The sequence below is a fragment of the archaeon CG10_big_fil_rev_8_21_14_0_10_43_11 genome, from assembly GCA_002763265.1.
Taxonomy (GTDB): domain Archaea; phylum Nanobdellota; class Nanobdellia; order PEZQ01; family PEZQ01; genus PEZQ01.
The window spans coordinates 1-24,429 of record PEZQ01000004.1; the positions used below are offsets into that span (position 1 = coordinate 1).

Below are 24,429 nucleotides of genomic sequence, written 5' to 3' on the forward strand. Positions count from 1 at the left end.
AAAAGTGATAGAATGTATATAAATATTGTCAAAAGGAAAGCCGCCTTCATCTATTTTTAGGACTTCAAATTTATTGCGTATAACATCGCGATTAAGAGAAGTTCAATTTCCTCGTAAATTTCGACCTCGTGAGGATTTTCCCCCGAACCGCAGTTCAAAGCTGGAAAATCCGAACAGAGCTGGAGAAATTTACAGAGCTGAAGAAAAAATTTGGGTGGAGAATTCAGCAGGACTTCGGAACTCTTTAATCGCGGTTATATTCGTCACAAAGTGACCAAGGGATAGGTGCAACGATTTTTGCGAAGCAAAAAATTAGAGTTTTTTGATTACTGATAAATTTCGACCATAGGGGGTGTATATGTCTGAAGGACGACGCCCCTCTCTCTTTTCCGTTTTAAGTAATCCAAAAATTGAATATAACATCGCGATTAAGAGAAGTTGATTTTTCAGAGTTGGAGTGAGCCACTCCTGGCGAATGTAATGAGCCGAGAGCGAACGACCTCGAAAAATCAATTTGGGAAAATTCCTGCAAGGGATTTTCCTCTTAATCGCTGTTAAATACCCCGAGCGTAGCGAGAGTGCAACGTGGTCGATTGAGCAAAGCGAAGGAGAAGTCAGTCTTGGGTGCTGTCACCGCACCGAAAGCTGTATAAACTTTATAGTGGTTACATGAATTTCATGAGTGAATTACCAAAGATTTCGGATGGAAGGCTTGAAGAACTTATGGGAGAAATCAAGCCAGTTGTTAGATATTCTAGAAGAGTAACTTCTCGTAAAGATAAACTCGTGCAAGATGATGAGGGCGACTTATATTTTATTCAAGATGTTGATCCAAGAGGCGTAGCATTTACTTGGGCTCCTAAACCTGCCCGAATAGCTGACGAAGTAAATCCCAATCCATATAAATCAATTGAAACAATTCATAGTTATGGAGCACCTGTATTCTTTAAACCATCAATTGCAGAAGTGTTAGCACAAATTCCAGAAGATGATATTGGAAGGTGCGTTGCATTTGAAACAAATCCTTTGGGATTTACTGAGGGTTCAAGCTATCATCTTGCACAAACAAGATTATACGAGAAGTTACCTCAAAGATTTCTTCAAGGCACCCAAGACTGATTGTATTTAACAACTATTAAGCGAGATACATATTCATTTATTTGCGCCAAAACACGCGTTGCCAATGCTACCATAACATTTAAAAAGAGAATTTCTATGCTGTTTTGTCACTATGCCGCGATTTGTTGTTGCAACTGATATTGAAAGAGAGAGTCTTGAAGACTTTGTAAACGAGATTGGCACGCAAAAAGCAACAGCGGGATTGCTTCTTGGCGACTACACGGGCCACCACGCTAATGAATTCACTGATTTAACAGCTCTCAACCAAACAAATCGTCCCGTTATTATGATTGCAGGAAACCACGAAAACTATCCTGATTACCGGCAAGCCCTTCAAGGACTTGAATCACACGTGCTTGACATTAGCAATAACATGCGCGCAGAACTCGCGGGACTCTACTTTGTTGGAAACCCGGGCGGAACGTATTTTCCCGCAAATGTGAAGCAAGGCATTCCTTTTAGTGAGAAACGACTTTTTTCTGCGATTAAATCCGTAAAAGACACGCTTGACAAAACAATTGTGATGAGCCACATTCCTGCTCGAGGGTTTGGTGACACAGCCTATTTCTTCTTGCAAGAGGGGTCACTTATTCCGGGCTTTTTTGCACTTGAGCAAAATATTTCTTACGCGCAAAAAATCAAACCCCAACCCTCGCTTGGCGATGCTGCTGACTTTATGACCACGCTTTTTGAACGCTACACGCCACACGTATTCTTGTCTGGTGACATTCACGAAAACAATGCGTTCACAACGCCTGGAAAAGACCTCAAAACAGGGGGGCAAATACCTGCAGGACAGGGCGTAGCACATCTTGCGTTTGCGCCAGGACCGTACTCTCACGACCCTCTTATAAAATACCAGAACTACATTCCTTCTCTCAAAAACAAGAACTGGGACCGTAGTATGGGCATTCTCACGCTGGATAACGGTCTTGGGTCATACCGCACAAAGCGAATAAGCGCGTAGAAATCTTTTTAATTCAATCGTAGCATTTCAACGTAGTAATGCAGCTCTCCACAACGCGCTACTATCTTGACGAGTACTACAACCCAAAAACAAAATCAGTTTCTCCAACAGAAGTGCTTATGTTTTCACAATGCCCGCGCGCGCATAATCTTGTGTATGGGCAAAAAAAGTTTGGTCTTATCGAACATGTTGCGGGCACGCGTGACGCGCACACGCGCGCGTGGCTTCATCGCGGTTTTCAGGCAATCCAAGAATTTCGATGTATGACCCTGCAGGTTGAACCCTTATTTTTGTACAACCATCTTGTAAAACCCCTCAAAGACTTTTATTTTCTCCCAAGCGAAGAAAAACAACAATTCACGCGCAGAATGGCTCCTGCGCGCTATCATCGATTAACGCGTGAAGAAAAACAATCAGCACTCACTAATCTTATCACTGCTGAACACGCATACGTTGAAACTAACACAAAACGAAACACGCTTGACACGCTTCTTAGCGTTGAAACCCGTTATCTTGACACCGAACTTGAAACTATTTTCGACCTCGTGCACGCAAGCGGAGAAAAACAAACACCCCTTCTTGGTGAAGTTAAATGCTTCACGCAACAAAAAGACGCGTTGCACGCGCAAGTCAAGCGGGCAGAGTTGCAGATGCACGTTGCGTACCCGGCGTTTAAGCGAAACTTCAAAAATGCTTCTGAACACGGGCGACTCACAATTATTGATGCACGAGACTATCCTCGTTCCATACGGATTCACTACAAGCTTGTCAACCTTGTAAGAGATGAAGAGAACACAAAACAACTTATTGCCCGCACGCGCGAAAACCGCTTTACCACTGGTGAGAAAGGCGCGTGCGAAGACTGCACGCTCAGAGAGGTGTGTGACAAATTATGACGCAACCCGAATATTTTGGCCTCACCCGTCTGCTTGACGCCTACCCTGAGTCAATGGATGTGACTGCAGAAATGAGAACCCTCATGGGATTTGTAACAGAAGGTGATTACTTGTCAAAAGAGCTTGTGCAAAACGCAGCAAAGACAACTCATTTTGACACGCGCCACATAACTGAACTTGACGTGCATCTTGTTGTGCTCTCGCTTAATTCTTTGTTTAACGCTCTGCCCCGAACATACACGCAAGGATTCACGCGCCAAGCACTCAAAACACTCTCAGCAACGCGCTCATTTGCAAAAGACTTTGTTATCCCCTACCTTGAAGCGCGTGAAGCTATTTTAGCAGACAAAGTGAACAGACCAAAACCACGCCTTATCCTGCAGGAAAAACAGGCAGAATACCGCAGCAAGCAGGCGCAATCAGAAAAAAGACTTTTATTTCACGCATATTACAAAACAAAAAACTTCCAAAGCGTGTTTCAGGAATCACGCGACACCGTTAAAAAAGCAATTGAAGGCGCAGGCATAACGCGCGGCTTTAATCATCTTGGCATTCTCAATCTTGAACATGGTTTTGAAACAAGAACAAAATCGCTTTTGGAACACGCACTTCTTTCAACTCACACGCTTGACTACGCAGGCCATGGCACACTCTCGCTTGCACACTACTTTGAAGGAGAATACTATCCAACATTTCATGATGAAGTGTTCTGGAGGCCGGTTTATAGTATTACGCCCGTTGTGCAATGCAAACACGAAAAGAAAAATAAGCAATACTGCGATGAGCCCGCACGATTTTCATTTACGCTTCCCACATTTGAAATAGAAACCAGCAGTCACTCTCTTGTGAGCCCAAACGGAAATGAAACAAGACACGTTGAACTAGTTAAAACTATTCTTGGAGACAGAAGGGCAATCAGACCCGTGTACACGTGCCCGGCAGGTCACAGAACTAGCTGATTACTCAAAAAATATGCCGTTATTTGTAAACCATCGATGCGTAATTCCCGTGTATGGGTATCCATACACATCTGCAATTAAGGTGGATGCGCTTGCGATTCGAAAACCAGTATTAAGCGCGCCCTCTGCAGTTGCTTTAACGCATGCTGAAGTATTAACTCCCATTACGTACACTTCTTTTCGCGCATGGTTTGCAAGCCACTCTGCTAAGTCAGTTTCAACAAAACCATTTGCATTTTGCTTTGTGACGTAGTGCACATTTGCAACGTGTTTAATATGCTCTTTGATTTCAGAAATGGTATTATCCTGACCCCTGAACTCAAGCACTGCCACGGGAACGCCTGCGTGCGCACAATAATCAATGACTTCCTGCTGTCCAAGAATCATGCACGCGCGCTCAATCGGGTCGAGCTCGTGTACGAAATATGGTTGCATGTCAACAACCACAAATGCACGCTCACGTTCGCGCTCTAGCAAGTGCTCTAACCTGTTGTCAGGCTCATTGAACTCTTGAGGGAACGTAAACCTACGATAGTCATATACACGTTGTCTAGATGCTTGTGGTTGGTGTTTCATCACTACGCGTGATTCTTGTGCAATTTAAATACGTTATGGATATGACACTCGCGTGCGCTAAACCTTTTAATAGAATTTTTTGTTTTGTCACACTACTGATTATGAAAAAAATCATACTCCTCAGCATCGCTGTTTTTTCACTGTATTTACTTCTTTTAGTTGCGTACGCACAAGACTGTACCAATGGTTTGGTGTATAGTCTTGGTGCTGATGACTGTGTGGAATGCATAAGTGATGTGCAGTGCCAGTCTCAAGAAAAAGTGTGTGAATGGTTCAATTCATACTCATGTGTTGATTGCCGTGTTATTGAGGATTGTCCAACAAATAAGGTGTCATGGACAAGCACGCGATTTTGCTCGGGAACCATTGTTAAAGAACGCGGATATTTTCAAGAACCAAGCGCATGCACGCTTCAAAACACGTGCGTATACGCGCAAGGAGCACAAGCCACGCGATACGTAACTGATTGCGCAGACCAGGGAACACTCTGCATTAATGGTGCGTGCGGGTGTCCTGATGAGCAAGTAGTGTGCGGAGGAACCTGTGTTGATACCGGCCTTGCAAACAATGACGCGTGCTCATGTGATTCTCAGTGTGAAAGCAATGTCTGCTACTCGGGCACGTGCGAAACCCCGCTTAATTTCTCATTTACTGACAATCAAACATACGCGTTTGTGAATGAAACATTTACTAAATCTGTGTGGATCCAAAACTTGCTTGACAAACCTCTCTCAATCCTGCTCACGCTTAACACAAATCCTGGCGTTCTCGTAAACGAGTCCTGTAGCAAAACAAATTGCTCAGTTAACCTTACTCTTGAACCCCACACGTACGAGCAATACGTTCTTGCTCTCAAAGATGAACAACAACGCACCATTGCTCTTACTGCGTTTGCAACCTTGCTTGATGGAAACCAAACACACGAATTAGAGCAAGCACAAACTATTAGTCTTGAATCCTGCGGAGATGGTGTGTGCAGTCCTATTGAAAACGGCATAAACTGTTGTTCTGATTGCGGGTGCGGCCGCGGGTTTTTGTGCGACAACAGCACAGACCGCCCAAATGAAACAACCTACTATTACACAAACGCGTGCATGAACGTGTGCGGAGACACTCTTATTGTTGAAGGAGAAACCCCTGAAACGTGCTGTATTGATGCAGGATGCGCTGACACCGAGGGCGTAGTATATGAGCAATGCAACACTATACAAAACGCGTGTGAGAAAAAAGTTGACTACCTTCTTCTCGTACCCTTTGGATTTGCAGGCTGTGTGCTCGTGCTTGGTTTTTTCCTGCGAAAAAAACTCAAGCGCGCCCTGCGTTTTATTATCAAAAACCGAAAAAACATACACCCAAAACGCATGAGAGAAATACAACAACTCCAACGCGAAGCGCAGGCAAAAACCAGAGCAGAACACGTGAAGAGAATACTTGACAAACAAAAAGAACGCTACTCACGCGGCGTCATGTGGTTTGAGGATGTACACGCGCGTAGTAAAGGTGAGAAATAATGAATAAAGACACACTTGAACTCGCAAACGCATTTGTCAAATACGCAAAAAAAGCAGGCTACCACAAAATTGGTGTAGAACAAGTATTTGATGTGCCCTACGAAGTTGGCAACACCTTTGTTGATGCAATTTTTTATGAGCCGCCAACAAATGATATTGTGCTTTGCATGTTTCGCGATACGCTTGGAGAAGAAAGCCTCAAAAACCTGCTTCGCGAGATTAGTGAGCGAACCGAATTCTTTTCTCGAAGCAAAAAATTTCGCGCAATCGCAGAAGAACATGACTGGACAAAAAACGCGAAAACCGAAGAACTATGCGCACTCATATGCCTTCGTGCAGACGAAGAACCCGAGCGCGTTATGAAACGAATTGTGCAACGCAAAAACCCCACTTATACTGATATTGAGCGTGTTGCAAACACGTTTAAGACAAGCATTGCTCCGCGCTCAAAACTATTCCTTATCGTGTGCGACACAAAAGAAAACGAGGACTATTTTTGGAATAACAAAGAAGTACTGGTTGATAACTCATTTGTCACACTCTTTTTTGACCCTAACACGGGAAAACTCACGCGACCAGATGAGTAATATCAACCATCAATATTTATAAAAGCACAAAACTTTAACCAATGATACGCGCCAGGATGGCAGAGTGGCTTATGCGCCGGGCTGCAGACCCGGAGACGGGAGTTCAATTCTCCCTCCTGGCTTTTTTTATCCAAAACTTTTGCCACAAAAACACAATTTGCTTGCATTAGGGTTATCAATCTTAAAACCAGAACTCATCAAATCCTCGTTATACTCAATACCCCCTCCTTTCAATTCTTGGAGTGCTGTTTTGTCCATGAATACTTTAGCTCCTTTTTTTTCAAGAGTAATATCAGATTCCTTTTGTTTGTCAATTGAGAGAAAATACTGATTGCCCGAACACCCGCCAGGCACGACTCGCAGGCGCAGACCATACTCATCTGAAGAAAAACCGTTTTTTTCAACAAAATATGCAATTTTTTGTGCAGCACGTGTTGAAATGGTGAAGTCAGACGCTAAAACAACCGTGCTTAGTGCTGCCCCATGCTTGTCTAAACCTTCTTCTTCAATAATCACGTTTAAACCGCCCACGGCTTCACTAATTTTTGACGCATTAAGATTTAGAGCCCTAAACACGCTTTCAATACTGCTGTTAAGATTAGTAGAACAACTCTTCATGCTCAAACCGTATTCACGCAATAATTGGGCGATTCGAGGATGATTGTAATCACCAAGCATTTCCCCAAAATTTGTGTGTTTAGTAATAGGTTTCACACAAAAATAATAACAATTGTTAATTAAATAGTTTTGTTTTTTGGAAACATTTAAAAATAATTCATAGCACAAAAGAACTAGTATGAATAACACACGTGATCGTCTTTGCTGACAACAGTGTTACTTCTAGTTTTATAAAATCACATAGCCTACAAGGTAGTGTGGACGGTGAAATGCTATGGCACTAAAAATTTTTAACAGTCTAACCCGTAAACTTGAGGACTTCAAGCCTCTTAAAAAAGGGCGTGTGGGTCTTTATTCCTGCGGGCCGACAGTATATAACTATGCACATCTTGGAAACCTTCGCGCATACGTGTTTGTTGACACACTCAAGCGCACGTTGCTCTATAATAACTATCACGTTACCCATGTCATGAACATCACTGATGTTGGCCATTTAACAAGCGATGCTGACACTGGCGAGGATAAAATGGAAGTAGCAAAAGCGCGCGAGCGAAAAAGCGCGTGGGATATTGCACTCTTTTATGAAAAAGAATTCTTCCATGACATTGGTGCACTCAACATTCTTGACCCTGACATTGTGTGCCGCGCAACAGACCACATCAAAGAGCAAATTGATATGGTCAAAAAAATCGAGAAAAAAGACTACACCTACTGCGTAGAGGATGGCATCTACTTTGACACGTCAAAACTCAAAACCTACGGCGAGCTTGGTGGCATTAATAAGAAAAAACTTAAAGCAGGCGCGCGTGTTGAACTAATTGAAGGAAAAAAGAACCCTGCTGATTTTGCGCTCTGGAAATTCTCACCAAAAGACGCCAAACGCGACATGGAATGGGAGAGCCCCTGGGGCAGAGGCTTTCCGGGCTGGCACATTGAATGTTCTGCTATGAGCACGAAATACTTGGGAAACACATTTGACATTCATACCGGCGGCATTGACCACTTGACTGTTCACCACCCTAATGAAATTGCACAAGCAGAAGCAGCAAACGGGGTTGCGCCAGTACGAGTCTGGATGCATAACGAACACTTGCACCTTAAAGAGGGCAAAATGAGCAAAAGCACGGGCAGCGGCTTTATTCTAAACACGCTCATCAAAAAAGGCTACGATCCGCTTGACTACCGTTATCTGCTCTTGACTGCAAGCTATCGAAAACAGCTCTCATTTACGTGGGAAGCCCTTGAGAACGCAAAAAAGACACGAGAACGCCTTAAAAATATTATTACTGACCTTCAAACAGAACTCAAAGGAACCATAAGCAAACCATACAAACAAGCATTTCTCAAAGCAATCAACAATGACCTTGACACACCAAAAGCGCTTGCACTCATGTGGAAACTTATTCGAGACAAAAATATCAAAGACAAAGACAAGCTTGCCTTACTCTATGACTTTGACAGCGTGCTTGCACTTGGCATGCGCGACATGGCAGAAGAACACCACGTGCTTCCAGGAGAAGTGCAAGACATCATTGACAAGCGCGACAGTGCCAGAAAAGAAAAAGACTGGAAAAAAGCAGACATGCTCAGAGATAAGTTAATTGCACGCGGTTATCACGTTGACGACACGCCGCAAGGAACGCGCGTAAAAAAATGCTAATGAGGATTTTGCCGTTGCACCCACCAGACAACAAGCGCGCCCCCAAGAAAACCAAACGCGTGCGCGCTGTGTGCAATATTATCAAAGCTTACCACGCTTAAGATGAGTTCACCAATAAGCATGAATGGGCCTGCAAACTTTGCTTTAACTGGAAGCAGGATGATGCCAAATGGTAAGGGAATTTTCGTGTTTGGAAGCAACAGGGTTACTGCTCCAATTAGTGCGTATACTGCTCCAGAAAAACCAAGTGCAAACGCGCTTGAAAACAAGGCAAAACCAAGATTGCCAATAATCCCTCCAAGCAGAAGCGTAATAAACACGCTTTTTGAACTGGTATTTGCTTCTAGAATGCTGCCAAAAATGAAAAGAGCGTACGCGTTATACAGAACATGCGCAAGGTTTGCGTGCAAGAAAAGTGACGTTACCAAAACCCATGGTTGCGTGATAAATTCGCGTGAAAAATAGAACGAAGAAAAATCAAAGAATTGCTGCAACAAAAAAATCAAACTTATTATTATAAGTGCAGCAATTGTTACTTTGCCAAAACGAATCTCATCTACCATATTCTTCTTCTCACGCGCGAAACCGCGTTTGACACCCTTTCAACTTCGTCTGGCTCCACGCCCTGGTCAATAACAAGAAGAGAAAGTTTATCTTCTGCTTGCAAAAGAAGACGTGCTGCATCATTTCTAAATCCACACTCAAACGCATGCTCACATTCTTCAAGCAAGACCAACACGTCATGTGCAATAGTCATCTTAGGGAATAACAGGACTACACAGAAAAAAAAAGGTTGTGGGAGTGCACACTCCCTATTTTTAGATATCCAGACCCGCAGTTGGCGCCATTGCAGTGAAAAACACGTTAATAAAACGCGGTATTTTAAACACGGTGTTAAATGGCTGAACCGTTATTTCGCCGCCAACAAACATGCCAATCAATCGTCCGCCAAATGCAGGGATTGCTGTGATAAAATCACCAATGCCTTCAGCGTTTCTCAACCGCTCTTCCCACCAATTGCGCAAGCGCATAACTGATTCAAAATCTATTTCTAAATACACATTTTCTCCAGTATCTCCTGCGTTTTGGGCAACACCATATTTCATCCACGCAACATTACCATCTTCTATTTTAAATGAAAGCTCGAAAATAGATTCGTTTTGATAACGGAGCCTGACCGAAGTTGTGGTGTCTCCCCACTCGCGAATCGCATCCTGCACTTCAGGCATGTTGTCAAGCCCAAGATTCAGATTGTAGAGCGCGTCATCAAGCGCGCCGCTTGCTTCCATCTCAAGCCACTGCGCTTTTACCTCTTGGGCAAGTCGCAGGATTTCTGCGTCAGTCATCTCAATGCTGAGTGAAAGTTTTGGCTTTATCCCCTCAATGCGTACCCGTGATACTGCATCTTCACTATTCTTTACTCGAGTCACCACACGTTCATGCGAGAAAAAGTCCTGCTCATTGCTTTGCAGTTCTTCAATGATTCTTTTGCGCTCATCAATATCGCCTGCACGACCCTTTTCGATAAAGTCAGCAACATCATCACTGTAGATTTCAACTGAATTCTCATCAAAGAATTGCTCTTGTCCTTGTTTGTCCTGCTCGCCTACAGGAAAAACCTGATTGCCCGTAATACTATTTCTTTCTTCAGGTTGCTGACTTGCTTGTTGCACGTTAACTTCGCGCTGAACATCTACTGGAGCAAATTCAAATTTGCGCTGCGCTTCTCCTGCAGATTCAAATCCTTGACGGGTTAAAACCGCGCCAATGCCTGCGCCAAATCGATATTCAAAATCGCGCTCCTGCAGTTTGAGTTTGACATGTTCAGTTTCAATCTCAACAATGATTGGTTCAAACTCGGGAAACGCGTTTTGTGATATTGCCGCAAAGTATGCAAGCTCGTTATCATACCCCTGTAGTTTGAAGTAGAGCGAGTTAATGTGCTGGCGCAATTCAGTCATGCTCACTTCTCCGTTCTCGTATTCTTCTATTTTTGCCGTGAGCGCGCTCGTGCTCAACTCATTTGCAATTTCCGTTCGTTTTGCGCGTAATTTCTCAAACCGCACTGCGCTCTGTTCCTGTTCATAGCGTTCAAACGCGTTTTTGATGTGCTGGCTTAATTCATCTGACCACTCTTTCCAGATAAGGTCAATAATGATTTCATAATCAACACCATCCTCTCCTTTTGAGTCCTGTCTAAACATGTTTCCAAAAAGTTGATTGAATCGCACAACCACTTCAACATTCTCGTTATTAAACACGCTTACACCATAGAGTTGTTTGTTCCAGGTGTCATAGTCATGAAACCCGCTGCTCTTCGCGCCGGAAACAATCACAAGACTCTCATCGCTTGCTTCGTCTAATTTGTCATTAAGCGCGTCTTGTTTGAGAAGCATTTCATACTGGAACGCTTCAATGTCACGTGTGTCAAGTTGCTGTGCTTTTTCTAAAACCTCTGCAAACAACACGGTTAAATCGGCAATGATGCGCTGGTCTTGTGTGCTGTACTCAGTTGCTTTTGCGCTTAATTCTGTAAGCACGCCTCCAAGTTCTGCTTCTCGTTTTTGTTTCCAAAAATAATCATTTGCCTGTCGCAAGTCACGCTTGACCGCGTTCCAGTCCCGCCAATTCATACGTGCTTCAACGCGGCATTCAAAGTTTTGACCATACCCGCTAAAATCCCCAAAGTCATTACACCAGCCGTCCATGCTTGCAATAACCCTGAATTTTCTTGAGTCATTTGATTCTTCCGTGATAAGCTCCCTCCATCCTCCAATGTTAATCTCATCAGTCTGCCAGTCAAGCCAGATATCTGGAGGCATGACATCACTTCCTAAGTTTGAAACCATCACGTAGTCGCGCGTAACTTTGTCAATATCCCGCATCAAGTCGCTTGCCTGCAATCGTTTGAATTCAACATCATACGCGCTTGCTTGTCCAAGGCGGTATTGCTGGACAACGCTTACAAATTCTTTTATCGCGTTCACGTAGGTAGTTGTATTCTCATCAACACTGCCTTCAAGTTCAATTCTCATTTTTGAAGCGAGCGCTGATTTTCTCATTTTATCTGCTTCTCTCCACGCGTCTTGCTCTGCTTGTTTTATCTCTTCACGATATTGTTCGCGTTGTTTTCCCCAGTCAAGCCACGAACTAAATCCGCCCCTGCCTTGGAATTCATCAAACCAACGGTTGAAATTGAATTGCAGGTTATCAGTTTGATGCACTGCTAAGTTGTGGCCAACAAAGAGTTCATCTGTTTGAAAGTCATTCCACACATCAGGCACGCCAGGACCATACAATACAATGTAGGTGCCAACGTTCTCAGAGAGTTCAGGCAATGCTTCGCCAAGCCCTTCAAGGGTTGCGCGCAAAATCACGCTTGCGTAATGCAGGTTGTATGCACTTTCTTCTCCTGCTTCAAAGGCTAAAATCTTTTCTTTGAACTCTTTTAAGTTGTTGATAATTTCATCTCCAAGTTCTTCAACTTCAAAAGAGAAATCATATGATTCTCGTGCTTGGAGCACAAGACCATGTCGTCTGAGCGCTTCAGCTTCACGAAATGAATCTTTTCGTGCTTTTTGGATTGATTCTTTAAATTGTTCAAGTCCGCGTCCAAGCTGCAGGTCAACACCCATGCCGCCCTGATCTTCAAATAAGTTGCAACCCCACATATTGAAGTTGAAACCAACTTGTTGTTCCTCATTTTTGTACAATTCTTTCCACGTATTGAGCTGCTGGTCGCCAAACTCGTCAGTATAAATATCAGCACGTCCAGGTCCATACAAAATGATATACTCTCCTACTTCGCGCAGGTTAGTGCAATCAAGGGTTTGGGAAATACCTTCAATTTTTGCCCGCAATAATTCGCTTGTGTACACTATATTATACACTGCCTCATTTGATAAGCGAAGCGAGTTGAGCGTGTTTACAATGCTTTCAATTTCCAAGAGAAGTTCTTTTGCCGTTTTCTTGTTTGCTTCTGAGATTGAGAACGTTGCAAGGTAGTCTTTGAGTTGTCCTGCAACTTCAAGCGCGCGCGCTTCATCTTCTGCGTTCCTTCGCGCTCGTTTAATATCTTCAGCAAACGCACGCGTGTCAGCCTGGCTTAGTTCTGCGCGCAAATTAATCCATGTTTTTGCTTCAAATTTATCGTACCATCGGTCGAATCTGACGCGCACGCCTTGCCGTGTTGTGCTTTCATACGCCCACAACCCACCTACCTGCACATTGCCAAATTCGTCAATCCATAAATCAGGATTTCCCTGTCCGTGTATGACTACGTACGTGCTTGCTGCGTCAACGTCTGCTTGAGAATAGGTAGTGACATATCCTCGAAGCTTGCCTTCTGCAAGCCGTGAAGCATATGCAAGGTCATATGCTGTTGTTGATGAGGGTGAATTTGAAAAGGCCCGCGCCTTTTCTGTTAAACTGCTAATGTCTGCAAGAATACTGTTTGCAAGCTCTTTGGATGTTCCGCTCACGCTTGCTTGAACAAGCGAGCGTAAATCAACCTGTTCTGGCTCTTTTCGGCCGCAATCATCTGCGCAATTGTCCGAGTTTTCACCATCTTCGCATGCGTTATTTCCGCACACTGCTGAAAGGTCATGGGGTGCGCAGTCGCTTTCACATACTGACGCGTCTTCTCCTGTTTCACACACACCATTACCACACATGATGGTGCTTTGTTCTTCAGGTATGCGGCAGTCATCAGGGCAGGCGTCTGCGGTTTCATCAACATCGCACGTGCCATCCCCGCACACGCTGCGTACTTCGGTTGTTTCGTTATCTGATTCAATCAGCTCCTCTGCTTCGCATAAACCGGACTTACACGTTCCTTGCGCACAGGGCGCGCCGTCGCTTGAGGGCGTATACGAGCAGACTCCTTCTGAGCATGTGTCAAGCGTGCACTCATTTGCATCGTCACAGGTGACGCCTGCACACAAGTCAACCTCTGTTGTGTTGTTTTCCTGAGCAACAGCCATTGTAGGCATGCTTGAAATAATAACTATCAAGGATAGTAGGATACTAAACGTAAGATTCCCCTTCATACTCCATTCTCGAGCGTTTAACGTTTAAAAATGTTCGTGAACATTTAGTGCACAGGCGCGCCTGATTTGACAATGCTTTGTGGCATTACTAATACGGGTTTTCCATTACTGTCTGCTGCAAGAAGCATGCCCTGGCTTTCAACACCGCGCAGTTTTCGCGGTTCAAGATTTGCAATAACCACAATTTGTCTGCCTATTAATTCCTTTTTTTCGTACGCGCCTTTAATGCCGGCAACAAGTGTGCGTTCTTCACCGGTGTCCACGCGTAATGTAAAGAGTTTGTCTGAGCCCTTAATGTCTTCAACTGCTTTAATCGTGCCGATTTTAAGCTCAAGTTTTTCAAAATCACTAAATGCTACCATTGGTTTTCCGCCTTGTTTCTTTTTTTGCTTAACCCGCTCGTATGCTGCGATAACCTCTTTTTTGTCAATTTTTTGCACGAGTAATTTTGGTTTTTTAATCATGTGGGAGTCAGCAAAGGGTTTTGTGCTCTCATCCCAGTTTGGTTTGATATTAAGCGTTTTCCACAAGCGCTCTGAGACTCCCGGCGTGAAGGGGTTAAGAAACACGCTTAATGCTTTGACAACACGCAAACACACGTAAACCGTATTCGCGCGCAGCGCTTTGTTCTTCCATGGCTCGCGTTCCTGAAAATATTTATTTCCAACATCACCAAGACGCGTGATTTCGTGTAGTGCTTCGCGCAAACTGCCTTCACGCTCAATGAGTTTCTCAACGCGCGCTTTTACGCGTTCAATCTCTTTGAGCACTGCGTTGTCTTGCTTGTTAAGCGTAGCTTTTGGCACGCGCTGTTTGAAGTAGCGCTCTGTGAACGTGAGCGTGCGATTTACTAAGTTACCAATATTTCCGATAAACACATCGTTAATTGATTTTTCAAGCTCATCCCATGAAAAATCAACATCACGCTTTTCAGGACGGTTATACAACAAGTAAAACCGCCAATATTCTGCAGGAAGAATGTCTAATGCTTCATCCATGTAAATGCCCGTGTTTGTTGTTTTTGAAAACTTTGCACCGCCAATCCAGTTCAAGAACTCAGTTGATGAAATCTGGTCAGGCAAATGCCACGCGCCCTTGTTTGCAAGCAAAAGCGCCGGCAAAATAATAGAATGAAAGGGAATGTTGTCTTTGCCAATGGTGTGGATTTGCTTGATGTTGTTTGCTTGCCAGAATTCAAGCCATTTCTTGTTTCCTTTAAACAATTGTTTGACTGCGCTCACATACCCAAGCACTGCCTCAGCCCACACATAAATGACTTTGTTTTTTGCACCTTCAAATGGCGCGGGAATGCCCCATTTTAAATCGCGTGTAATAGCACGCTCTTTTAATCCTTCTTGGAGCCAGCGCTCAGTGAAGTTTCGCACGTTACCCTTCCATTCAGGATGCTTTGCAATATAGCGTTTAATCTTTGGTTCAAGCTTTGGCAAGTCAAGATACCAGTGCGTTGTTTTTTTAAGAGCAAGCGTAGTGTTGCCACAAGTTACGCAACGCGCATCTAATAATTCTTCAGGATTGAGGATTCTGCCGCACGCATCACACTGGTTTCCTTTTGCGCCCGGTGTCTTGCAGTGTGGGCACGTTCCTTCAACAAACCGATCTGCAAGAAATGTTTCATCTGTTGCGCAATACAGTTGTTCCTCTTCATGTTTTTGTAAAAACCCGTTTTTCTCAATTGTTTTGTAAAAGTCTGAAACAAACGCGTGATGCACAGGATTGTGCGTTATTGTGTAGTTGTCAAATGCAATATTATACGCTTTGAGCAAGACTTTGAGTTTCTTGTGATTTGCAAATACTAATTCTTTTGGTGTGATGTTTTTTTGTTTAGCAATGTGTTCCATGCGTGTGCCATGGCTATCACTGCCTGACACATAAATGGTATCAAATCCTTTTAGTTTGTAATAGCGGGAGAACACGTCTCCAGATAACAGGCTTCCCACCAGGTTTCCCAAGTGAGGCATGTCATGAATGTACGGCCAAGCCGTGCAAACTAATATTTTTGTGTTCTTGTGCGTGTACGTAACCACCGTTACCTACGTACTCGCAGTCCGTTTTTAAACTTTTTCCACGCAAAAACAGAAAACAATATGAGCCCCCACTTGCTCTATATTGTCTATGCTTGTTTTCTTGATGAAAAATAAAAACGCTTTTTTGCGTGCAGGAGCGGTTATTCTAAGCGTGTTTGTTTTGTTGAGTTTTTTCAAAACAGGCGTTGATTATATCTTTTTTAATGCGTTTGAACCGGTTCAGACTATTCTTATTTCATATGTGCTTTCTGTTGTTGTAGGCGTGCTTTTCTTGAGCGCGCAAAAAAAGAAAAAACAACGAGCACTCGCTCGGTCGCACGCGCTTCTTTTCGTGTTTATCTTCTTGAGCGCGCTCTTTGCGTACTTTCCTGCACCTGAATTTGTGCCAACCCGCTGGGGCTTGTCTGGAAGTGTTGGGCTCATGCAAAAAGAACTTGGTCTCTTTTTTATCCCAACCCTTGCACTTGGACTCTACATTCTTTTTCGCGCACTTCCCGTTATTGCTGTGTTTCAAAACGCGTTCAAAAAATTTCGTGCATACTACCATCAATTTCTTACTACAACTCTCGCGTTTCTTTTCGCGCTTAACTCAGCTTTGATTTTTTCCGCGTTTAGCCCGGATTCTGCTATTGCCCCACTTATTGTTCTTGCAACAGGGCTCTACGTGATGTACGTTGCCTACATCACCCGCTTTATTGGAAGAAATTACTTGTTTGGGTTTAGAACACCCTGGGCGCTTGCGCACGATACCGTATGGGCACGAACCCAGAAAGTTGGAAGCAATTTGCTCATGTTCTCTGCAGCATTGCTTATTGTATCCCTGCTCAACCAAATAACCATCCCTGTTTTCATATTTGCAATTATCATGAGTATTGCCGTGACGTTTGTGTATTCATATCTGGTGTATCTTGCCGTGGTAAAAAAGCGCCGCGTGCTCTCTTTTATCCGATAAGAACGTATATTAATCTCGCGCCTCTAATAATGAGTGTCATGAAACGAGAACTTGTCCTTGCATTCTTGCTCTTAGTTGTCGTTGCTTCAGCACAAGCACAAGAAGATGAACAGCCCGCTGTTATCAATGCGCCTGTGTCTGATGTTTCAGACATTCTTGATGCGTTTGTAGGACAAACCATACAACTTAATGACACCCAAAATGTTGACACACTTCTCAACATTGTTACACCAATACGCGTGCGCATAAACTTCAGTGACACAGCACAGATATACGAATTTGCCCTTTCAACAGAAAAAACGTTTACGGTTTTGCAAGAAACAAACCAGTCACAAGACCTGCGCGTTGATGTTCCTCAAAGCGTTGTTAACGAACTTTTGCAGGACGAAAACATTACGCCTGATGACATGAAAACATTTCTTTCAAACCCCGCGCTCGTGTTTTACCCGCACACATTCAAAGTGGACCTTGCCCTTACAAACATTGAAGCCCTCTTTGATATTGATTTGCATGTGGTACGAGAAGACGTGTCGGTTAAGGCCTTGCATGTTATTAGTGTAATTGTTGCAACATTTGTCAACATACTTAACAGCATTTTTTGGTTCATAAAAATCTAAGAACTCTTTACTCCTTTTTTCTTCTTTATTTTTTTCCCCTAATCTCGAATGCCCGGCGTATCAACCGTAAACACTGCTTCTGCTTCAGGAAGAGAAGGCGAATCAATTAAGCGCGCAATTCTTTTTGTTCCTTTACTTTTTCGCACATACACACGAAACGTTGCTGCATGAGCAAGAATGTGTCCGCCCACCGCCTTGTCAGGATTGCCAAAGAAAATATCAGGACGGGACATAACCTGATTGGTTACGTATACTGCTAAATTGTAGCGGTCAGCAAGACGTTGAAGCGCGTGCAAGTGCCGGTTTAGTTTTTGCTGACGGTTTGCAAGTGTTCCTCGCCCGATATACTCACTTCTAAATAATCCCATTAAGGAATCAACAACAACCAGCTTAATGTTTTTTCCCTCTTTTTTGATGAGTTCAGGAATTTTTTCAACAAGAAGCATTTGATGGTCTGAAGAAAATGCTCGGGCAACGTGAATGCGTTTGAGAACCGTATTTGGTTTTAGTCCAACGTCCTTGGCAAGCTGCATAATACGTTCAGGCCGAAACGTGCCTTCGGTGTCAATAAATATAACATCACCATCAAGACCCCCCTTTTCAAGGGGTAATTGAGCGTTAACTGCTAATTGAAAACCGACTTGTGATTTTCCTGAACCAAACTCGCCATGAAATTCACTAATTGATTGCGTTTCAACGCCTCCGCCCAAAAGCTTGTTGAGATTATCACTGCTTGTTGTGATTTTTCCTACTTCCTTTCTTTTCTCAAGAAGTTCTTCAGCACTCATGAAATTCATGTGAAGCATGTGGCGTGCTGCTCCAATGATTTTTCGCGCAGCCCCTTCAGTAAGCTCTGCTGCTTCCATCACATCTCCAATAGGCGAGACTGCTAGGCTCATCAAATCAGAATATCCTGCCTCAACAAGTCGTTCAGCAGTTTTTTCCCCAACACCGGGAATGTCTTCAAGTGAATATTGCCTGAGCATATCTTCTTCAAGAACAGGTTCTTCTTCAGGCAATTCATCCGCTTCTGGCATGCATTATCGTATTGTTTGCAAATTTATAAACATATATCTAGGCACGCGTCCACTATTCTGTTGTATTCAAAACTCTTTTATTCGCTGAGCCTCTTTTTTTACCCATATGTCCACGCTTGTTCTCTTTGATCTTGATAAAACCATTCTTATTGCATCACCGTTTAATCATCATGCTTTTAACGAATCTATTAGCAGCGTGTACGGCATTCATGCAGATATTAGAGATGTCCCTCATAATGGCATGACTGATGAGCAAATTATCATTGCAACTGCGCTTCACTACGGCGTTCCAAAACGCGTTGTAAGTAGAAAGCTTGACTCGTGCAAAGAATACATGGTTCGCTATTACAAGCAACGAATTACGCCAGGAGACATTAGTGCTCTTGTAGGCGTTCGTGAACTCTTAGACGCGCTCAAACAACGCCAATTCACGCTTGGTCTTGTCACGGGGAATCTCGAAGAGGTTGCGTTTGTAAAACTTGAAATCCTTGGTCTTGACGGCTTTTTTACCGGAGGTGCGTTTGGCAGTGATGACCCTGATCGGGCAAACCTCATCATGCTTGCCCAAAAACGCTTAGGCAAACACGAACAGACTATTTATGTTGGGGACAGTAAGCGCGATATGCAGGCAGCAAAGCGCGCGAACGTTGTTGCGTTTGGCGTTGCAAGCGGACAGACAACACAAGACCAACTCATGCGTGCAGGTGCGGACCACGCGTTTTCAAGTCTTGAGAATACTGATGCTATTTTGCGGGTAATAGCCACATTTTCTCGCTAAAAAAAGGTGTTAGTGCTTTGCCTTATACGTATTTCAAAAGTTAGACTTTTGAGGCAAACGTTAGTTTCTAATCCTAACTCGTTCATTTCTAACGTTAGGATTATGAGAAGTTCACTTTTCCAGCTTTGTTCCACTCCCTGCGGTCGCTCCACGAGGGAAAAGTGAATTTTGAGAAATTGCGAGGCGAGCAATTTCTCGGTTAATGCCTGTTAAACGCGGGTGAGGAGCGATAGCGACGAAAGCGCAGCGTCCCCAAGCGACCGTAGGGAGCGTAGAGTTTTCTTACTGCCTAAACTAAGAAAATCATAGATTTTCTGATCCCAAAACTCCTCGATTTTTTTGGAATCCAGTTAATGCCGTAGTTTTTGCCGACTATATCAATAACTGCGAAGCAGACTAAATGTCCGAAGGACTGGGGGGAGTCCAGATTTTTTGTTTCTTTCCATAAAAATCAAAGATTTTTAGGGTGTCAGAAATGTTGCATTTCTAAAAAAAGAGGATAGAATGGGCGTCTTTAAAGTATTTTATTTTGAGATGTCAAAGAATCTTTCAAAGAATCTAGTGAATTTTTCAATAATAGTTTCACGTTTTTTAGTACGTTCTCCTGTCTTAGAAAATCTAGATACTGGTGGTAAAACTTTGGTTATTGCTGTGCCTGTTGCCGGTATGTTTCCATCTCTAAATGCATTTTTTATAAATCTGTATGTTTCATCATGATTAAGATTTTCATCTTCAATTATTTTTTCTAATTCTTCAATTTTCTTTTTCTCTACGAATTTCTGCCAATCTTCATCTACCACCGATTTCATATTAAGAGATTCAATAAATTGATGGATAAGATCTTTTTTATTACGAAGTTCTACACTTGAATCTATTGCTTTATTAATGTCTAATAGAATTTCTTTATCTTTTGTGTGTTCTTCATGATATTTTTTAATTAATTCTAAGATATAATCAATGTTTATTTCTATTTGTTTGATGAGTTCCATTTCAAAAACAATATCATCATTAATATTCTCTTTTTCTGTATCTTTACTTTTTCTAAACTCATTATATAGGTCTATGTATAAGCTATGGTAATCTTGAACATCTCTTTCTGTTAGTATCTCATTGCTCTCAAATTCATCAAAAGTTGTAAGAATATTACGGACTCTTAAAATGCCTCCGTAAAGTTTAATAAAGTCTTTTTGATTTTGTTCTCCAAGTATTCTTTCACCTATAGGAAATTTGTCTTGTAATTCTTCGACTAAACTTTCATATCCTCTTATTGTTTTTCCGTCGTTCTCATATCCATTATAATATTCTTTGTAAGTTTTTAGTAAAACAATTCCACTTGCTTCTTTATCTCCAAAAAGTGAAATAGATTCATTTGTTGCTTTTTCTAAGTTTCTAAAGCAAATAATGTTTCCAAAGGTTTTGATGCTGTTTAAAATACGGTTAGTACGAGAATATGCTTGGAGTAAGCCATGTAATCTTAAATTTTTATCTACCCAAAGGGTATTTAGTGTAGTTGCATCAAACCCAGTTAAAAACATATTAACTACTATCAAAAGATCTATTTCTCGGTTTTTTACACGCTCGCTAACATCTTTATAATAATTTTGGAACTTATCAGAAGAGGTATTATAAGACGTTTTAAACATCTTGTTATAATCTTTAATAGCATTTTCTAAAAACTCTCTTGAACTTGCATCTAATCCACTTGTATCTTCTGAATTTTCATCAATTACGCCATCAATTTCTTCCTCATTTATGCCGAAACTATATATTGCTGCAATTTTTAATCTTTGTATTTCGGGTAATAATTTTTGTTGCTTTTCAAATTCAGCATAATACTTTTTTGCCATTTCTATTGATTGAACAGCGAAAATAGAATTAAATCCAGATAAACGAATCTTTTCTTTTATTACTGCAACCTTTTTCCTATCTTTTGCAGTTACAAGTTCTTGAATATTTTTTGTAACATTATGAATATAAGATTTATCATTTCTTTTGGTTTTTTGATTGAAGTGTTCAATGATGTAATTTACAACATCACTTAATCTTTTAGGAGCAGACAAAACAGCTTCTCTATCTATATCTTTGACCTTTTTATCTTCAATATTTTCTGTTTCTTTAAATGTAGAAATATAATCTACCTTGAAGGGTAAAACATTCTTATCATTAATCGCATCTACGATTGTATAAGTATGTAATTTATCGCCAAAAGCTTGCTGTGTGGTTTTTAAGTCCACTCTTCCGCTTGAAGATGAATTAACTGCAAAGATAGGAGTTCCTGTAAATCCAAAAAGATGATATTTGTTAAATGCTTTAATGATTGCTGTATGCATATCTCCAAATTGTGAACGATGACATTCATCAAAAATTAATACTATATGACCATTAAAAATTTTATGTCCTCTATTTTTTCCTATAAATCGGTCAAGTTTTTGAATTGTGGTAATTATAATTCTTGCATTAGGGTCTTCGAGTTGTTTTTTTAGAATTGAGGTGCTAGTGTTACTATTTGCTGCACCTTTTTCAAATTTATCATACTCTTTCATTGTTTGATAGTCTAAATCTTTTCTATCAACAACAAATAAAACTTTGTCAATGAAAGGTAGTTTGCTTGTTAATTGTGCTGTTTTGAAACTTGTTAGTGTCTTTCCTGAACCAGTGGTATGCCAAATATATCCTCCTGCTTTTACAGTTCCAAAATATTTGTAATTTGTGCTTACTTCAATTTTATTTAAGATTTTTTCAGTTGCAACAATTTGGTAAGGTCGCATAGCTAAAAGTTGTTTATCTGCTGTAAATACACAGTATTTAGTAAGAATATTTAGAATAGTGTGTTTTGCAAAAAATGTTTTTGTGAAATCAACTAAATCAGTTATTGGACGATTTGTAGAATCTGCCCACCAGCTAGTAAATTCAAAACTATTGCTTGATCTTTTGCCTTTCTTTTTTATGCCTCGATTTGCTTCTTTAATATGTTCTGAACGAGTTGTATTACTATAATATTTTGTATGTGTTCCGTTGGAAATAACAAACAATTGAATATATTCATATAAACCGCTTGATGCCCAAAAACTTTCTCTTTGATAACGATTTATTTGATTAAAGGCTTCTTGTATTGCTACTCCTCTTTTTTTAAGTTCAATATGCACTAAAGGTAAGCCATTTACTAAAACAGTTACATCATAACGATTTTTATATTTTCCATCTTCTGTTTCATATTGATTAATTACTTGTAAAGAATTGCTGTGAATATTATCTTTTTTTAGTAGGTAAATGTTTTTACTTGTTCCATTATCGCACTTCAAAATTTTAATATAATCTTCTTGTATGGTTGTTGTTTTTTCAGCAATACTTTGGTTTGGATTTGCTAATTCTTTTTTGAAAAAATAATCCCATTCTTTATCACTAAACTTGTAATTGTTTAATTTTTCTAATTGCTTTCTTAGGTTTAAAATTAAATCTTCTTCTTTAGTTATTTTAATATATTCGTAAGCTTGCGTTTGTAATTGTTTGATGAAAGCTTTTTCTAAGTCTGCCTCGCTTTGATAAGTTTTTGCTCTTTTTCCATAAGGCGGAGAATACTCTGCAACAACTGTGCTTTCAGTATTTTGCACTACAAGATTGTAATTGTGATTTTTTGACATTTTTTATTTACCTTTTTTTAAGTATTCTAAACCTTTTTTGGTTGTTATATATTTTTGCTTTTTACTTGTCGGTTTATCTGGAATAGTTAATTCTAATAAATTCTCTTTTAATAAAGGAGTTAATATAGATTTTCTAAAATGTTCCCTATCTTTTATATTTATGTGACTCTGTATTTCTTCTCTTGTTTTTTTTAATTTACAGAATTTCAATATTTTATCTTGCGGGGTATCTTGCGGGGTATCCTGCTCTTTTAAGGGAATTATAATTTTAAAGATATCATCTTCAATTAATTCAGGAGTTGCGTCAGAGTATATTTTAACATATTTTGTTAAGTTTCTTATTCCTGAACCTAATTCTTCTGCAAACCCAATTTCTTTAAAGACTCTTGCAATTATTGGATTTTTAGGGTATGGTGAAAAATTATTAGGATTAATTTTGCCATGACCATGAGGTTTATTTGCATTCTCTGTTTTTATTTGATTTTTTTCTATTATGAATTTTGCAGGGAAATGATTTGTAAATTCTCTATGCATTAAAATATTTGATGCAATTTCTCTTAAAATTTTATTTCTGACACTTAATCTTTGAGTTCCTTCAAGATAAAACGGGTCAGGTAAATGTTTTTCTCCAAAAGCAATGATTCTTTCATAACTATCAATTAAATTTATTCGAACATCATCTCTATCATCATACCTATCTAAATTAATTTTTCTTAGGATTAAATCGGTTTTGTGATGTGGCAAAACAGATAATATTGTTTCTTCTTTTCCAAATAATAAAATACCTGCTAAGGTTATTCCTTCCTCATTAGTTTGATAGTCTTTAGAATATAATTTAGCACTTTTTAATAATTCTAAATTACTCATTTGTTTCCAAGGATGAGAATTATTTTGATTTACTGCTAATTTTCTTGCTTTGTTTATTAAGTTTTCATCTAAGTCTTTTAATTTACAATAAGGATAAACTCGGTTTTCTGAGTATGAAGTTTGTTTTTTTAGATATAGTTGTGTAACGAGTGTTTGATTTTCAGTTATGTCAATATCTCCATCTTCGTTTCTGTCAAATATTTTATTTTTACATTTTTGAACTTGAGAACCAATGGGAACATATATGTGTAATATTTGTTTTTTATTTATTTCTACTTGATTTATTAAAAGATAAACAGGAGGAGACATTTTTTCTGAATTGTTTATTGTTGTTACAAAGTCTTTTTTTTATTTGCTCTATTTTATCTTTTTTTATTCCTTGAATTTCTTTATTATCTTTAACGCCAAGTAAAATATCTCCGCCATTCCGGTTTAGAAATGCACAAACAGTTTCATAAATACTGTTAGGAAGTTCATCTTTGCATTCTTTAAACTCAATATCAATTCCTTCTCCTTTTTCAAGTATCTTTCTTGTTTTTAGGTTTGCCATT

The 24,429-nt window shown here is 40.6% G+C and carries 18 protein-coding genes, 1 tRNA gene and 1 pseudogene; 11 read left to right on the forward strand and 9 right to left on the reverse strand.

Translation table 11 applies throughout. From position 1 onward, the window contains the following. Positions 1-669: 669 nt before the first annotated feature. From COT72_02290 to COT72_02305, 4 genes are all read left to right on the forward strand, one after another. Positions 670-1,119 (forward strand): hypothetical protein, encoded by a 450-nt coding sequence (locus COT72_02290; GenBank protein ID PIO00200.1) that lies wholly within the window; start codon positions 670-672, stop codon positions 1,117-1,119. A gap of 112 nt (positions 1,120-1,231) precedes the next feature. Then, a complete protein-coding gene (locus COT72_02295) occupies positions 1,232-2,086 on the forward strand; it encodes a hypothetical protein (GenBank protein ID PIO00201.1) in 855 nt (284 codons plus the stop codon). 38 nt (positions 2,087-2,124) lie between these two features. Then, positions 2,125-2,982, forward strand: a complete 858-nt coding sequence (locus tag COT72_02300) for a hypothetical protein (GenBank protein ID PIO00202.1) — start codon at positions 2,125-2,127, stop codon at positions 2,980-2,982. Continuing rightward, positions 2,979-3,941, forward strand: coding sequence for a hypothetical protein (locus COT72_02305; GenBank protein PIO00203.1), 963 nt, complete (start codon positions 2,979-2,981; stop codon positions 3,939-3,941). The genes COT72_02300 and COT72_02305 overlap by 4 nt, the downstream gene beginning before the upstream one ends. On the opposite strand, the gene COT72_02310 is transcribed toward COT72_02305, so the two are convergent. After that, positions 3,942-4,517, reverse strand: a complete 576-nt coding sequence (locus COT72_02310) for a hypothetical protein (GenBank protein PIO00204.1) — start codon at positions 4,515-4,517, stop codon at positions 3,942-3,944. It lies immediately after the preceding gene. Here COT72_02310 and COT72_02315 point away from each other — a divergent pair. The 3 genes from COT72_02315 to COT72_02325 all read left to right on the forward strand — a co-directional run bounded on the left by COT72_02315 (position 4,496) and on the right by COT72_02325 (position 6,737). After that, entirely contained in the window at positions 4,496-6,028 is a 1,533-nt protein-coding gene (locus tag COT72_02315) for a hypothetical protein (GenBank protein ID PIO00205.1), read from the forward strand. The genes COT72_02310 and COT72_02315 overlap by 22 nt on opposite strands. Continuing rightward, a complete protein-coding gene (locus tag COT72_02320; protein ID PIO00206.1) occupies positions 6,028-6,615 on the forward strand; it encodes a hypothetical protein in 588 nt (195 codons plus the stop codon). The genes COT72_02315 and COT72_02320 overlap by 1 nt, the downstream gene beginning before the upstream one ends. A 50-nt stretch (positions 6,616-6,665) precedes the next feature. Then, a tRNA-Cys gene (locus tag COT72_02325) sits at positions 6,666-6,737 on the forward strand. A gap of 4 nt (positions 6,738-6,741) precedes the next feature. On the opposite strand, the gene COT72_02330 is transcribed toward COT72_02325, so the two are convergent. After that, positions 6,742-7,233 carry a hypothetical protein gene (locus tag COT72_02330; GenBank protein ID PIO00229.1) on the reverse strand — a complete coding sequence of 164 codons (492 nt, stop codon included), beginning with the start codon at positions 7,231-7,233 and terminating at the stop codon, positions 6,742-6,744. Between the two features lie 274 nt (positions 7,234-7,507). On the opposite strand from COT72_02330, the gene COT72_02335 reads away from it, so the two are divergent. Continuing rightward, positions 7,508-8,893, forward strand: coding sequence for a cysteine--tRNA ligase (locus tag COT72_02335; protein ID PIO00207.1), 1,386 nt, complete (start codon positions 7,508-7,510; stop codon positions 8,891-8,893). Here COT72_02335 and COT72_02340 read toward each other — a convergent pair. The 4 genes from COT72_02340 to COT72_02355 all read right to left on the reverse strand — a co-directional run bounded on the left by COT72_02340 (position 8,890) and on the right by COT72_02355 (position 15,986). Further along, positions 8,890-9,456: a hypothetical protein gene (locus COT72_02340; GenBank protein PIO00208.1), complete on the reverse strand. Its 567-nt coding sequence runs from the start codon at positions 9,454-9,456 to the stop codon at positions 8,890-8,892. The genes COT72_02335 and COT72_02340 overlap by 4 nt on opposite strands. Then, the gene (locus COT72_02345; protein ID PIO00209.1) at positions 9,450-9,650 is read right to left on the reverse strand and encodes a hypothetical protein; all 201 of its coding nucleotides are present in this window, start codon (positions 9,648-9,650) and stop codon (positions 9,450-9,452) included. Before COT72_02345 ends, COT72_02340 begins: the two co-directional genes overlap by 7 nt. Positions 9,651-9,711: 61 nt before the next feature. Next, on the reverse strand, positions 9,712-13,875 hold the full coding sequence (locus tag COT72_02350; GenBank protein ID PIO00210.1) for a hypothetical protein: 4,164 nt from the start codon (positions 13,873-13,875) through the stop codon (positions 9,712-9,714). A gap of 110 nt (positions 13,876-13,985) precedes the next feature. Next, positions 13,986-15,986, reverse strand: coding sequence for a methionine--tRNA ligase (locus COT72_02355; protein PIO00211.1), 2,001 nt, complete (start codon positions 15,984-15,986; stop codon positions 13,986-13,988). Positions 15,987-16,074: 88 nt separating this feature from the next. Here COT72_02355 and COT72_02360 point away from each other — a divergent pair, with 88 nt between their 5' ends. Both COT72_02360 and COT72_02365 read left to right on the forward strand, forming a co-directional pair. After that, positions 16,075-16,938, forward strand: coding sequence for a hypothetical protein (locus COT72_02360; protein PIO00212.1), 864 nt, complete (start codon positions 16,075-16,077; stop codon positions 16,936-16,938). Between the two features lie 38 nt (positions 16,939-16,976). After that, on the forward strand, positions 16,977-17,555 hold the full coding sequence (locus COT72_02365) for a hypothetical protein (protein PIO00213.1): 579 nt from the start codon (positions 16,977-16,979) through the stop codon (positions 17,553-17,555). Between the two features lie 38 nt (positions 17,556-17,593). Here COT72_02365 and COT72_02370 read toward each other — a convergent pair whose 3' ends face one another. After that, entirely contained in the window at positions 17,594-18,541 is a 948-nt protein-coding gene (locus COT72_02370; protein ID PIO00230.1) for a DNA repair and recombination protein RadA, read from the reverse strand. Positions 18,542-18,698: 157 nt separating this feature from the next. On the opposite strand from COT72_02370, the gene COT72_02375 reads away from it, so the two are divergent. Beyond that, positions 18,699-19,370 (forward strand): hypothetical protein, encoded by a 672-nt coding sequence (locus COT72_02375; GenBank protein ID PIO00214.1) that lies wholly within the window; start codon positions 18,699-18,701, stop codon positions 19,368-19,370. Positions 19,371-19,894: 524 nt separating this feature from the next. On the opposite strand, the gene COT72_02380 is transcribed toward COT72_02375, so the two are convergent. Next, positions 19,895-23,011, reverse strand: a complete 3,117-nt coding sequence (locus tag COT72_02380) for a DEAD/DEAH box helicase (protein ID PIO00215.1) — start codon at positions 23,009-23,011, stop codon at positions 19,895-19,897. Between the two features lie 3 nt (positions 23,012-23,014). Next, positions 23,015-24,428, reverse strand: a pseudogene (locus COT72_02385) (AAA family ATPase). Position 24,429: the final 1 nt, after the last annotated feature.

Bases quoted from the DNA above. Each gene is read 5' to 3' on its own strand.
- COT72_02290 (PIO00200.1), top strand. From the start codon at position 670: ATGAATTTCATGAGTGAATTACCAAAGATTTCGGATGGAAGGCTTGAA.
- COT72_02295 (PIO00201.1), top strand. From the start codon at position 1,232: ATGCCGCGATTTGTTGTTGCAACTGATATTGAAAGAGAGAGTCTTGAA.
- COT72_02300 (PIO00202.1), top strand. From the start codon at position 2,125: ATGCAGCTCTCCACAACGCGCTACTATCTTGACGAGTACTACAACCCA.
- COT72_02305 (PIO00203.1), top strand. From the start codon at position 2,979: ATGACGCAACCCGAATATTTTGGCCTCACCCGTCTGCTTGACGCCTAC.
- COT72_02315 (PIO00205.1), top strand. From the start codon at position 4,496: ATGCTTGTGGTTGGTGTTTCATCACTACGCGTGATTCTTGTGCAATTT.
- COT72_02310 (PIO00204.1), bottom strand. From the start codon at position 4,517: ATGAAACACCAACCACAAGCATCTAGACAACGTGTATATGACTATCGT.
- COT72_02320 (PIO00206.1), top strand. From the start codon at position 6,028: ATGAATAAAGACACACTTGAACTCGCAAACGCATTTGTCAAATACGCA.
- COT72_02330 (PIO00229.1), bottom strand. From the start codon at position 7,233: ATGAAGAGTTGTTCTACTAATCTTAACAGCAGTATTGAAAGCGTGTTT.
- COT72_02335 (PIO00207.1), top strand. From the start codon at position 7,508: ATGGCACTAAAAATTTTTAACAGTCTAACCCGTAAACTTGAGGACTTC.
- COT72_02340 (PIO00208.1), bottom strand. From the start codon at position 9,456: ATGGTAGATGAGATTCGTTTTGGCAAAGTAACAATTGCTGCACTTATA.
- COT72_02345 (PIO00209.1), bottom strand. From the start codon at position 9,650: ATGACTATTGCACATGACGTGTTGGTCTTGCTTGAAGAATGTGAGCAT.
- COT72_02350 (PIO00210.1), bottom strand. From the start codon at position 13,875: ATGGCTGTTGCTCAGGAAAACAACACAACAGAGGTTGACTTGTGTGCA.
- COT72_02360 (PIO00212.1), top strand. From the start codon at position 16,075: ATGCTTGTTTTCTTGATGAAAAATAAAAACGCTTTTTTGCGTGCAGGA.
- COT72_02365 (PIO00213.1), top strand. From the start codon at position 16,977: ATGAAACGAGAACTTGTCCTTGCATTCTTGCTCTTAGTTGTCGTTGCT.
- COT72_02370 (PIO00230.1), bottom strand. From the start codon at position 18,541: ATGCTCAGGCAATATTCACTTGAAGACATTCCCGGTGTTGGGGAAAAA.
- COT72_02375 (PIO00214.1), top strand. From the start codon at position 18,699: ATGTCCACGCTTGTTCTCTTTGATCTTGATAAAACCATTCTTATTGCA.
- COT72_02380 (PIO00215.1), bottom strand. From the start codon at position 23,011: ATGTCAAAAAATCACAATTACAATCTTGTAGTGCAAAATACTGAAAGC.